Annotated in this window: 11 protein-coding genes; 7 read left to right on the top strand and 4 right to left on the bottom strand. The window is 30.6% G+C overall.

Features of this window, described 5'->3' with window-relative positions:
* Nucleotides 1–32 precede the first annotated feature (32 nt).
* The 3 genes from MARIT_RS05870 (at nt 33) to MARIT_RS05860 (ending at nt 2,472) form a co-directional block, all read left to right on the top strand.
* Entirely contained in the window at nt 33–731 is a 699-nt protein-coding gene (locus MARIT_RS05870; protein WP_024741594.1) for an energy transducer TonB, read from the top strand.
* 179 nt (nt 732–910) lie between these two features.
* Nucleotides 911–2,014: an energy transducer TonB gene (locus MARIT_RS05865; protein ID WP_162288606.1), complete on the top strand. Its 1,104-nt coding sequence runs from the start codon at nt 911–913 to the stop codon at nt 2,012–2,014.
* A gap of 119 nt (nt 2,015–2,133) precedes the next feature.
* Nucleotides 2,134–2,472, top strand: a complete 339-nt coding sequence (locus MARIT_RS05860) for a tRNA-binding protein (protein WP_024741592.1) — start codon at nt 2,134–2,136, stop codon at nt 2,470–2,472.
* A gap of 13 nt (nt 2,473–2,485) precedes the next feature.
* Here the strand turns inward: MARIT_RS05860 and MARIT_RS05855 are convergent, their stop codons facing one another.
* Nucleotides 2,486–2,641 carry a YqaE/Pmp3 family membrane protein gene (locus MARIT_RS05855; protein WP_084339880.1) on the bottom strand — a complete coding sequence of 52 codons (156 nt, stop codon included), beginning with the start codon at nt 2,639–2,641 and terminating at the stop codon, nt 2,486–2,488.
* A 143-nt stretch (nt 2,642–2,784) separates the two neighbouring features.
* Entirely contained in the window at nt 2,785–3,591 is an 807-nt protein-coding gene (locus MARIT_RS05850) for a DUF1338 domain-containing protein (protein WP_100211040.1), read from the bottom strand.
* A gap of 161 nt (nt 3,592–3,752) precedes the next feature.
* On the opposite strand from MARIT_RS05850, the gene MARIT_RS05845 reads away from it, so the two are divergent.
* From MARIT_RS05845 to MARIT_RS05830, 4 genes are read left to right on the top strand one after another with little or no spacing between them, the layout of a single operon-like run.
* The gene (locus MARIT_RS05845) at nt 3,753–4,211 is read left to right on the top strand and encodes an Lrp/AsnC family transcriptional regulator (protein WP_024741590.1); all 459 of its coding nucleotides are present in this window, start codon (nt 3,753–3,755) and stop codon (nt 4,209–4,211) included.
* Between the two features lie 7 nt (nt 4,212–4,218).
* Complete coding sequence (locus tag MARIT_RS05840) at nt 4,219–7,116, top strand: FAD-binding and (Fe-S)-binding domain-containing protein (RefSeq protein WP_100211039.1); 2,898 nt, start codon at nt 4,219–4,221, stop codon at nt 7,114–7,116.
* A gap of 31 nt (nt 7,117–7,147) precedes the next feature.
* Nucleotides 7,148–8,389 carry an MFS transporter gene (locus tag MARIT_RS05835; protein ID WP_084339882.1) on the top strand — a complete coding sequence of 414 codons (1,242 nt, stop codon included), beginning with the start codon at nt 7,148–7,150 and terminating at the stop codon, nt 8,387–8,389.
* A gap of 56 nt (nt 8,390–8,445) precedes the next feature.
* Nucleotides 8,446–8,892: a hypothetical protein gene (locus MARIT_RS05830; protein ID WP_157926208.1), complete on the top strand. Its 447-nt coding sequence runs from the start codon at nt 8,446–8,448 to the stop codon at nt 8,890–8,892.
* 59 nt (nt 8,893–8,951) lie between these two features.
* Here MARIT_RS05830 and MARIT_RS05825 read toward each other — a convergent pair whose 3' ends face one another.
* Together MARIT_RS05825 and MARIT_RS05820 are read right to left on the bottom strand one after the other, a co-directional pair.
* Entirely contained in the window at nt 8,952–9,818 is an 867-nt protein-coding gene (locus MARIT_RS05825; RefSeq protein WP_024741586.1) for an OmpA/MotB family protein, read from the bottom strand.
* A 180-nt stretch (nt 9,819–9,998) separates the two neighbouring features.
* Nucleotides 9,999–12,161 carry an OmpA family protein gene (locus tag MARIT_RS05820; protein ID WP_100211037.1) on the bottom strand — a complete coding sequence of 721 codons (2,163 nt, stop codon included), beginning with the start codon at nt 12,159–12,161 and terminating at the stop codon, nt 9,999–10,001.
* Nucleotides 12,162–12,185: the final 24 nt, after the last annotated feature.

The following is a 12,185-nucleotide window of genomic DNA, read 5'->3' as shown; positions in this document are numbered from 1 at the left end:
TTATTATTTAAAATGAAGTACACCCCCTAATTATGAAGATTTATTTTTGTATCCCTTTTTTTATTTTCTTTAGTATAAATAGCTCTTCCCAAGAGCAATGTGAGCCCAACAACGAACCTTTTGAAGACATTCACAATATTACGAAATGTACTATTGAAGATGTAAAAGATGCTTTAGCTAATATTGATAATAAACACTCTATCGTACAAAAAAAAGTTATAAAAAAACGAAATAAACAAACTTCCCTCTCTCTCAAAGAAAAGGATAGTAGCTCCATTCATAAAATAGCTATTTTAAAAGAAAATGATAAACTAATTAATAAACTAGTTTTAAAAAACGATGCTATCGCTTCAATAAAAAAGATTCCTTTTTACCTCGTGGAGCAGATTCCTCTATTTCCAAAGTGCAAAAACGTTTCTCTGTTAAAGCAGTCTAAATGTTTTGAAAAGCAAATGACAAGACATATATTTAGTAACTTTAACTATCCTAAAAAAGCTTTTGATAAAAAAATTGAAGGACGAATTTTACTACAATTTATCATTGATGAAGAGGGGAATGTTACAAACATAAAAAACAAAGGTCCCGAGGGAACTGACTTACTAAAAAAGGAAGCTGTCAGATTAATTTCTAAACTCCCTAAATTTATTCCTGGTAAACATCAAGGCAAAATTGTAAAAGTAAAATATGGACTTCCTATTACTTTTAAACTTCCTTCAAGCAAAAGTAACTAGGTACTCCTCCTTTCCAAAAAACTAGTTTACAAAGTTTTATACGCAAAAAGTTCTTATATGAATTTGATTCTTAAATATTTTTTTTTATATTTACATCCTAAAGAACCGTTTATTTTTATATAATCCCCATAATTTCACACGATATGATGAGATTTTCTTTACTTTTTGTAATTCCCCTTATGATTTGTAACATAGCAATGGCACAAGAGGTTTGTGATAGCCCTGACGAGTCTATGGCAGATCCTAATAGTATTACTAAATGTGCTGTTGAAGATACAAAAGAAGCTAATGGAAAAAAATCTTCTAAGATTTCTATTGAGGTTTCCACTAGAAGAAGAATAAAAAGAGTAAGAGATAAGGCTACAGGAGTAGGTAACGTTGGTTCAACTCATCAAATTGCAAGTATCGACAAGAGTAATTTGCTCGTTGGCAAACTGGAAATTGCATCTAATACTACCAAAGCACTAGATGTATTGCCTTTTAATATTGTTGATGAAGTTCCTTTATTTTCTAAATGTAAAGATGTTTCTTTATTAAAGCAGTCTAAATGTTTTAGTGAGCAAATCACAAGTCATATCATACGTAACTTCAAATATCCTTCTAAAGCCCTTGCTAAAGGAATAGAGGGAAGAGTTCTCGTCCAGTTCATTATCAACAAAGAGGGTAAAGTGGAGAAAATAACTACAAGATCTCCTCAAAATACTGAACTTTTAAAAATAGAAGCAAAAAGACTTATCAATAAACTGCCTAAATTTATCCCTGGTAGGCAAAATGGACAACCTATCAAAGTAAGATATGGAATTCCGATTACTTTTAAAATACCTGGAAAATCTGATAACATTGCTAGTAAGAAGAAGGTAAACAAGTCAAGAATTAAAAAGAAGAAAAACACCTTTAAAAAGGTAAAAGAGATAGTCATTACAGATGCTATTACATTTAATACTGTAGAAAGCATACCTCAATTTAAAGCTTGTAAAGGAAAAACTGGAGATGAAAATTTAGCTTGCTTTAACCAAAAGATGGTTAAGCATATCCAAAAAAACTTTTACTACCCAGAAGAAGCTGCTGTTAAAGGTATTGAAGGAAGAGTTTGGGTAAATTTTATTATTGATAAAAAAGGGGAAGTTACCAATATCAAAATGCGTGGACCTAAAGGCGGGCAAGATTTGGAAGAGGAAGCTAAAAGAATGGTTGCTAAATTACCTGCATTCATACCTGGAAAACATCAAGGAAAAACAGCCAATGTTAAATATAACATTCCTATTGTCTTTAAGTTAAATTAGATAATAAGATAGAAAATAAAAAAAGGCTAAATTTTTAAATTTAGCCTTTTTTTTATCTTTAAACCTCTCTCCTCCTCACTCTTTTACTATCACCTCTTTTTTTTAAACTCAAAAAATAGATGACAAATAATATAAATATTGAAGAATTTTTAAAAGTAGATATCAGAATTGGAACCATCATCCAAGTTAACGATTTTCCAAAAGCTAACAAACCTGCTTATCAACTCCTTATTGACTTTGGACCTTTAGGTATAAAAAAGGCAAGCGCTCAAATCACTAACCTATATACTAGAAGTAATCTACTAAATCGTCAAGTAAGCGCTATTATTAATTTTAAGCCTCGCCAAATAGCCAATTTCATGAGCGACTGTTTGGTTTTAGGAGTCTATAATGATGATAACCATGTTGTATTACTGCAAATGTCCTCAAAAGCAACTAATGGAAATCAAATACAATAACTATCTATAGCAACTATTTAGGATTATTCAAAATGATTAACGCTCCAATGACACCGGGTACCCAGCCACAAAATGTCAATAATAATATAATAATAAACGATCCGCAACCTTTTCCTATAACGGATAAAGGAGGAAAAATAATAGCTAATAAAACTCTTAATAAACTCATATAAATAGGACGGAAAATTAGCTAATTCGTTACATATACAATCAAATAGGTCTCATACTATTTTCTTCTATATATAAAAACACATATTTTTCATTTGCCAAAAAATATGTGTTTTTATATTATAGTAAAATCAAATTAGCTATTTACTTTAGCTTCATGTCTGTACTTTCAAAAATTTTATCTGCAGAACCTGCTATGAAACCAGAATACAGCTCCCCATCAGACATTGGATGACGGTAAGCAAACTCATAATAACAAGATGTTATTTCTTTTGTTGTTTCCTTAAACTCAACAGGAATTCGATCAGCTAATACGCTAGACTGTTCTAAAAACTGCTCTGGCGTTCCTTTTATCTCTCCTCCTGAAGTGTTCATTTTGTATCCATTCTCTTTTAAAAATTCATTAACTTCCTGTAAAGAACTAAACGTGCTTAACTTATTTACATCAACAGTAAAATGATTAGAACAAAAACCATTAACATATAACCAAGCTGCGTATTCTGTTTCTAGCTGTAATTTCTGATACACCTCAAAACTTGGTTGCTCCCACAAACGTCCTTTAAAAACCAATTCTTCAGGCTTCAATTGATCTTCAGGTATGCTATCAATTAATTCTTCAACTATATTTTGTAAATCTTTCGAAAATTCTTTTGTTTTTAATTGACTGATAAAAACTCGTGGAGCATCTTTATCTGTTTCATGCTCATAATGCTTTGCATATAATTTTTTTGCTTCAAAAGTATATTCTCCACACTCTTTATATCCTGCTTTGATAAACGGTGTTGCTAGTACCTCTATATTTACACGTTTATCATCAAAAGTTCTAAATGCAACATGGTCATTATATACTTCATTTCCTTTATTGGTAAATAAATCCTTAATCTTTTGAGCAGAAGGAGTTCTTTCAGTGTACTCCCCCCATAACTTATCAAATATTTCTGTTGTTGTCATTTATATTGTGTTAAAAATTTCAAACAAAAATAAATTGTATTTCTTTTTACTTAGCATAAATATAGTTAATTTTACATACATATACAGCATTTTATATCAATTTGATTACAAAAACTTAAAAAAAGAATATTTCCGGTATCACTTTAATCAAACAAACAATCATGAATAATCAATTTGACTACGTCGATAAACAAATCCTATTAAAATTGCGTTTAGATGCTCGTAAACCTTATTCTAAAATAGCAGAAGAACTAAAAGTTTCAAATTCTTTAATCCATCAAAGAATAAAAAAACTAACACAAGAAGGAGTCATCAAAAATGCCGAATTTATATTAGATGAAAGAAAACTAGGCTATAAAACGAAATCGTACACAGGTATAAAATTAAGAGAGGCCCGCTTTGCTAAAAGTGTCATGAAAGAACTTTCTAAAATAGAAGAAATTATAGAATGTAACTTTGTTTCTGGAAGTTACGCTATATTTGTTTTAATATTTGCTCGAGATAATGAGCATTTACAAAAAATTTTATATGATAATGTTCACTTAATAAATGGTGTAGCAGGTACTGACACCTTTATTTGTTTTGACACAGGCTTTAAAAGAAACATACCCATAGAATAATAAAATTATGATTAACAGCACTATATTAAACACTTTAAGTAATTCATTACAAGGTGAATTATTCTTTGATAATCTTCACAAAACACTATATGCTACAGATGCTTCTGTTTATCGTAAAATACCACTAGCGGTTGCATACCCTAAAAATGTAAAGGACATTCAGTTGTTGATTAAATTTGCAATAAAAAACAAAACTACACTAATACCTAGAACAGCAGGTACCTCATTGTCAGGTCAATGCGTTGGAGATGGTATTGTTGTTGATGTTTCTAAATATTTTACCAACATACTTGCCTTCGACGAAGCAAATAAGACTATTACGGTAGAACCCGGTATTATTCGCGATGACTTGAATAGATTTTTAAAACCATATGGTTTATTCTTTGGTCCTAATACATCTACCTCTAATCGTTGTATGATTGGAGGAATGGTTGGTAATAATTCTTCTGGAAGCACTTCAATACGTTATGGAGTTACTCGCGATAAAGTAATTGCTATTGAAACACTGCTAAGCGACGGAAATATTGCTCATTTTCATGAAATATCGTCTGAAAACTTTAAGCAAAAATCTATAGAAAATTCTCTAGAAGGAAATATTTATAAAACTATTTATCAAGAACTTTCTTCTGAACTAACACAGCAAGAAATCAAAAATGAGTTTCCAAAAGAAAGCATTCATAGAAGAAATACGGGATATGCTGTTGATGAATTCCTTAAATCTGATTTATTCGGTGGAAATAATGCCACTATCAATCCTGCTAAATTTTTATCTGGTAGCGAAGGTACATTAGCTTTTTCTACTGCGATCACTATTCAATTAGATGACTTACCTCCTACTAAAAGTATTATGGTTTGCACACATTTCAAAAGTGTCAACGAAAGCTTAAAAGCTACTGTCATTGCTATGAATCATAAACTATATACATGTGAACTAATGGACAAAGTTATTCTTGATTGTACCAAGAATAATCGAGAACAAGCCAAAAATCGTTTCTTTTTACAAGGAGATCCACAAGCTGTATTAATGTTGGAAGTAAGCGCTAATACTCTTGAAGAAGCAGAAATACTAGCAGACAACTTAATTGCCGATTTACAAAAAAATAACTTTGGTTACTACCATCCTAAAGTTTACGGAGATGATATCCATAAAGTTCATTATTTACGTAAAGCAGGATTAGGTTTACTAGGGAATATTGTTGGGGATAAAAAAGCAGTAGCTTGTATTGAAGACACAGCAGTAGCTTTGGAAGATCTACCTGAGTATATAGAAGAATTTACCCAAATAATGGCAACATATAAACAAGATGCTGTTTATTACGCACATGCTGGGGCTGGTGAATTGCATTTAAGACCTATTTTAAATCTAAAAAAAGGAGAAGACGTTATTTTATTTAGAAAGATAACAACCGAAACTGCTGAATTGGTAAAAAAGTATAAAGGTTCCTTTAGTGGAGAACATGGAGATGGTATTGTTCGTGCTGAATTTATACCATTGATGATCGGAGATAAAAATTACCAATTATTACGTAGGATAAAAGAAGTGTTTGACCCTAATAATGTATTCAATAAAGGAAAAATTACAGATGCTTTTCCTATGGATAAAAACCTTCGCTACGAAGTAAATAGAAAAGAACCTATTATAAAAACGATTCAAGATTTTTCTGATAGCCAAGGTATATTAAGGTTAGCAGAAAAGTGCAATGGCTCTGGAGATTGTAGAAAATCTCCAGAAGCAGGAGGCACTCTATGCCCTAGTTATAGAGCCACTCGTAATGAGAAAGAAACAACAAGAGCTAGAGCAAATACCTTACGTGAAGTACTTACCAATAATTCCTCAAAGAATAAATTTGATTCTCAAGAATTAAAACAAGTTTTAGATTTATGTCTTAGCTGTAAAGCTTGCGCTAGTGAATGCCCAAGCAATGTTGATATAGCATCAATGAAAGCTGAGTTCTTATACCAATATCAAGAAACAAACGGATATTCTTTTAGAAGTAGGTTATTTGCTAATAATGCCAAATACAACAAACTAGGTAGTAGATTTCCTAATTTAACTAATTTACTTACCAATACTACTGTAGCTAAAAAAATCATGGGAGTTGCTACGCAACGTGCAGTTCCTAGATTAGCTAAGCAACCCTTAGCCACTTGGTTAAAAAAGCAACCATTAAAACAAACTGATAACATAGTTTACTTATTCAACGATGAGTTTACAAACTTTTATGATACTGAAATAGGTAAAGATGCTTTTATCATCTTAGAAAAATTAGGATATCAAGTAAAAACAATACAACATGAAGAAAGCGGTCGTAGCTATATTTCCAAAGGTTTCTTAAATCAAGCAAAATCAATAGCCAACAAAAACGTAGCTATTTTTAAAAATATAATTACACCAGCTACACCTTTGATAGGTTTAGAACCTTCTGCTATCTTAACTTTTAGAGATGAGTATATTCGCTTAGCTGATGATAAAGTAGCTGCTAAAGAAATTTCAAAAAGTACTTTTACCATTGAAGAGTTTCTAGCCTCTGAGCATCAAAAAGGCAAACTAGATGTTTCTTTATTCAGCGCTAGTAAAAAAGAACTAAAAATTCATGGGCATTGCCATCAAAAAGCATTATCGAGTACCCATGCTTCATTTTCTATTCTAAACATACCTAAAAATTACAAGGTAACCATTATGAATACCGGGTGCTGTGGAATGGCTGGGTCTTTTGGATACGAAAAAGAACATTATGAAGTAAGTATGCAGGTTGGAGAAGACACTTTGTTTCCTAAAATTAGGAATTGTTCCTCTGATGTAGAAATTGTAGCAGCAGGAACTAGTTGTCGTCATCAAATTTACGATGGAACCAAACGAACTGCTAAACACCCTATTACTATTTTAAAAGAAGCACTCTCTTAGATAAACCATGTATAAACAAAAGATCACCTCAATGCTAGTCCTCATTATTGCAGGAGAAGCTATTTTTTTACTCCCCTTTATTTTGATGAGAGTTTTTAAGCCTATCATTAGAGAAGTCTTTTTGATATCTGATGCTCAAATTGGAGAAGCTCAGGCCTTATACGGAATCACAGGAATCATTTCCTACTTTATTGGAGGCTTTATAGCTGATAAATGGGAAGCTAGAAAATTATTGTCATTTTCATTACTATTTACAGCTTTAGGTGGTTTATTATTAGTTTCAATTCCTGACATATTTACCTTGAAAATATTATATGCTTTTTGGGGTATTTCTACAATCCTTTTATTTTGGGCTCCTCTAATAAAAGCTACCAGGCAATGGGGACATAGAAATAATCAAGGGCTTTCTTTTGGTTTATTAGATGGAGGTAGAGGTTTATTTGCTGCATTAATTTCTTTATTCGGAGCTACTATACTAACTTCTTTCTTCCCTACAAAGAATAGTAATATTTCTTTACATCATAAAATATACACCCTACAATACATTATAGGTGCAATTACCTTAATTGTTTTCTCAATAGCCTTTCTTACATGGAAGAAACTGCCCAAAAACACCAATATTGACACAAAATCCAAGGAGTTCCAGTTTAATTTTTCAAAAGCATTTTCATTGATAAAAAAACCAGAGGTAATCTATCATTCCCTTATCATATTTTGTGCTTACTGCTCTTATAAACTTACTGGAGTTTATGGCACCTATGCCAAAGATGTATGGAACTTCTCTTTACAAAAAGCCACTTACTTTGCTGTTTTTATTCAATTTATAAGGCCTTTGGCTGCTATATCTATTGGATGGTTGGCTGATAAATTAATTCCTTCCATATTAATAATTCCATGCTTTTTTTCTATAATGCTCTCCGCTCTATTATTAAGCTCAAACATATCAAATAATAACATTTATTTAGCATTCCTTTCTTTCTTTGTTATGGCTCTAGGTACTTATTCTTTAAGAGGCTTGTATTTCGCTATTATTGAAGAAACTAAAACCCCAATACAAATGACAGGAACTTTAGTTGGTATTATTTCTGTAATAGGATTTGCACCTGATATCTTTATGTCATTATTTATTGGCTATTTACTTGGCGAAAATCCTACTATATTGGAATACCAAAAGCTTTTTTCTTATTTTTCTTTGCTTCCTTTTTTAGGGTTGGTAGCTACTTTACTGTTTAGAAAAGAAATAAATAACGAAACAAAAAGCCTTAACTATTGATTTTCAATGTTTTATTTCTTAAATTGATATTATTCTAATTTTAAATGAATTTATCAATGAGCACGAATCAAATTATCATTAAAAATGCTCTAAAAATATTTTTAGGGCTCGTCCTTTATTTCTTTTCCATGAAGTTTTTTGGCTTAGAAAATGTAACAGAACTTCGTTTTTTTAACTTTTTATTTGTTCTATGGGGTATCAATAGTGCTATTAAGCAAAACATCCATTTTAATAACGAAGATCTTTATATCAATAACTTATTTATTGGTGCTTCTACGGCTATTTTAGCGGTAGGTCTTAGTATTTTAGGACTAACCGTATATATCAGCTTAATTAGCCCTTCTTTCATCGAAATTTTAGAAGGCTCTTTCTTGTGGAGTAATAACTTGAGTTTACCTCTATTAATCTTTGCCTTGTCTATTGAAGGCATTGCTTCTTCTGTAGTTTGCTCTTTTATTTTAATGCAGTACTATAAAAACTATAAACCTTCTATAATTTTGTAAATAAAATAAGCTTCATTTTCTAGAAAATGAAGCTTATTTTATTTATTTTATCTTTTCTTTTAAGGAGCTACTACTTCCTCTTCTGCTAATAAGCCAAAGAACTTGTCTAAATTAGGCAGAATTACAATTCTAGTTCTACGATTTCTAGCTCTATTCACTCGTGAATTATTATCAGCTAATGGTACTGAACTTCCTCTCCCTGAGGCAATCAATCTGCTTGGATCTACTCCATATTTCTTTTCTAAAAGACGAACAATTGAGGTAGCTCTCTTTACACTTAAATCCCAGTTATCCTCTATAACTTCATTGTGAATAGAACGTGAATCAGTATGCCCTTCAATCATAACATCCATACTTGGTTCAGATTTTATTACATCTGCTAATTTACTCAGTAATTTATAAGCCTTTCTATTAACTCTATAACTTGCTGTATTAAATAATAGCTTATCAGAAACAGAAATCATTACAACAGTTTGATCTATATTTATATTCACATCATCAGAATTTTCTAAACTAGATGTGTCAATAGATTTTTTTAAATTATGTGCTACTGCAATATTTAAAGAATCTTTTAATGTTTTCGCATTTGCTAATTCAGACGGATCCACTTTGGCTAAAGTTTCTCTCATCTTTACTTTCATCGTATTAGATATTACAGCTACATTACCTACCATATCCAATTTTACATCATTTTCTTTTTGTAAATCTGAATTTACATCTCTTAACGAGTTAATTTTTTTATTATAATTCTCTACTCTTTTTTCAATTTTAGCAAACTTTTTCTCTAGAGCTTCTTTCTCCAAAGTCGTTTTTTGGAGAGTTCCGCGTGTATTATTGTAGTTTTCTTCCAATGCTACATACTTCTTTTTAGACACGCAAGAAGTTGCCATTCCTATTACCATCAAGGGTATAAAAAAATTTCTCATAATTAAATTAGTTTTATTAGTAAACTTCTAATGATATATTTTATTGTAATGTATGATTAGAAATATTCAAAAAAGGAGGCAATATAAAGCAAAAAAGGTAGTAATATATAAATATTACTACCTTTTTAACCTATTCATTTCCTAATATTATTTCAAAATGTCCAATATTACGAAAGAAATTTAATTTCTATATTTAATTTCAAACTCTCCTCTATTCTCTTGGCACTTATCTTCCTCATCTTTTAAACACTTTCCTAAGCTACTTGTTCTATGCCTATTATAATTATTACGCTTATAATTGCGGTTTGATCTCATAAATTTAAGTCTCCTACGATTTGCTTTTTTTACTCTTTTTTTCTCTGCTTCTTGATTCGCTTTTACATTTTCACCTCCTTTTACTACATAAAAATAAGAACGTCTATTTAACTGGTGCTCTGCTTCTGTACATTTATTTTTATTGAGATCATCACAATTATTCAACAATCGATCCTCTCCATAACCAATAGCACTTTCTATCCTATCTGAACTTATTCCTCTAGAGATTATATAGTCTCTAGTAGATTTAGCTCTACTATCAGATAATTGTCTATTGTAAGTACTTGTTCCTCTGCTATCAGTATGAGACTCTATTTTTATAACGATACTTGGATGATTATTCAGTACTGTAACAATATGCTCTAGTTCATATTGTGCATCTTCACGGATATCAGACTTATCATAATCAAAATAAATAGGATTAATTACAATTTGATCTCCTAATATTAAAGGTACTAAATTTAAGTCTTCCTCTATAAAATCCCCTGCCTTTGCTGTTGTAGATATACTCTTTCTATCAGATTTATGATCTAACTTTGTTCCTTGTATTGAATATGTAATATCACATAATACCTCTGTAAATTTATACGTTCCATCTTCTTTACTAAGTACCTCTTTAATAACCTCTCCTTTAGGATCTATTAACTTTACTGTAGCTGCATCAATAGGTTCACCTGTTTTTGTATTTATAACTGCTCCTGCAATCGTTTGCTTACACACAGGTTCATCAGTATATATAAAATAACTATAAATATCATCATCTCCTTTTCCTCCTTCTCTGTTTGACGAGAAAAATCCCTTCTTTCCTTTTTCTGCTATAAAAAATGCAAAATCATCTCTTTTACTATTAAAGGGGTAACCTAAATTTTTAACAGGTGTATAAGTTGTGTCATTTTTAATTTTTGTTTGAAAAATATCAAGTAACCCTAACCCTAAATGTCCGTTAGACGAAAAATATAAAGTACTATCTTTCCCTATAAAAGGGAACATTTCTCTATCTGATGTATTCACTGTATTACCTAAATTTACAGGAGTACCATATTGATTTTTTTCTTTTATTTTTACTCTATAAACATCTGTTCCTCCAAAACCACCAGGCATATCTGAAACAAAATATAGCGTTTTTTCATCTACACTCAAAGCTGGATGCCCTACAGAATAGTTATTACTATTAAAAGGCAACTCTGTTACATTTGTCCACTCTCCATCAATTAACTCTGCTCTATACAATTTAAGATTTACCGTTAATTCTTTATCTTTCCTCAACCTTCTTCCATCGAAATTATCTCTTGTAAAGTACATTGTTCTACCATCCTTAGTAAAAATAGGAGTTGCTTCGTGATACTTTGTATTAATTGGCGCGTTCAATATTTTAGGAGATATTAATTCAACCACAGTATCTTTTTGGCTTCCTTCTAAAAGTTTTATTATCTCGAACCCTTTATATAAATTTAAAAAAGGCTGGTTATTCCATTTGTACAATTTTCCTCTTTTACCATTTCTAGGTTTTGCTGATGTAAAATAAACCTTTCCATTCAATAAAAAACCTCCAAAATCAGAAAGAGCTGTATTAGTTGATAAGTTACGTACACTAATTCTTTTATCTTTATTTTTAGAATAATCTATTAAATAATTATCATTTTCTAACGCTTCTTTTCTGTTATTATACAAGCTATCTTTAGAGGCTAAATCTAAAAAAATCACATCTGATTCTTTATACTTACCATTACTTCTTAGTGTTTGCGCATACTTAAAAAGATATTCAGATTCTAAGTTTTCTTTATAACTATTTACCAACTTATTATACCAAAACTCTGCCTTGTCTGTCTCTGCATTATTATAATATGAATCTGCTAATCTACTTACTACATGCTTAGATGTATCTCCTTTCTGATATATAGCTTCATATAACTTGGCTGACTTTACATATGCAAATTCTCCAAAATATCTATCTGCAACTCTCTTACTTTGGCTAAATATTTGAGCTGCTACGGATAGTATAAGTAATAATGCTATTTTTATTTTCATGTTATTTTAAATAATGTTGTAATA

The organism is Tenacibaculum maritimum NCIMB 2154, from assembly GCF_900119795.1.
GTDB lineage: Bacteria > Bacteroidota > Bacteroidia > Flavobacteriales > Flavobacteriaceae > Polaribacter > Polaribacter maritimus.
This window is presented reverse-complemented; position numbering and strand designations above follow the sequence as displayed.

Excerpts from the sequence above, each read along its gene's own strand:
- MARIT_RS05845 (WP_024741590.1), top strand. The coding sequence starts at position 3,753 with ATGAATAATCAATTTGACTACGTCGATAAACAAATCCTATTAAAATTG.
- MARIT_RS05870 (WP_024741594.1), top strand. The coding sequence starts at position 33 with ATGAAGATTTATTTTTGTATCCCTTTTTTTATTTTCTTTAGTATAAAT.
- MARIT_RS05855 (WP_084339880.1), bottom strand. The coding sequence starts at position 2,641 with ATGAGTTTATTAAGAGTTTTATTAGCTATTATTTTTCCTCCTTTATCC.
- MARIT_RS05840 (WP_100211039.1), top strand. The coding sequence starts at position 4,219 with ATGATTAACAGCACTATATTAAACACTTTAAGTAATTCATTACAAGGT.
- MARIT_RS05830 (WP_157926208.1), top strand. The coding sequence starts at position 8,446 with ATGAGCACGAATCAAATTATCATTAAAAATGCTCTAAAAATATTTTTA.
- MARIT_RS05825 (WP_024741586.1), bottom strand. The coding sequence starts at position 9,818 with ATGAGAAATTTTTTTATACCCTTGATGGTAATAGGAATGGCAACTTCT.
- MARIT_RS05820 (WP_100211037.1), bottom strand. The coding sequence starts at position 12,161 with ATGAAAATAAAAATAGCATTATTACTTATACTATCCGTAGCAGCTCAA.
- MARIT_RS05835 (WP_084339882.1), top strand. The coding sequence starts at position 7,148 with ATGCTAGTCCTCATTATTGCAGGAGAAGCTATTTTTTTACTCCCCTTT.
- MARIT_RS05865 (WP_162288606.1), top strand. The coding sequence starts at position 911 with ATGATTTGTAACATAGCAATGGCACAAGAGGTTTGTGATAGCCCTGAC.
- MARIT_RS05850 (WP_100211040.1), bottom strand. The coding sequence starts at position 3,591 with ATGACAACAACAGAAATATTTGATAAGTTATGGGGGGAGTACACTGAA.
- MARIT_RS05860 (WP_024741592.1), top strand. The coding sequence starts at position 2,134 with ATGACAAATAATATAAATATTGAAGAATTTTTAAAAGTAGATATCAGA.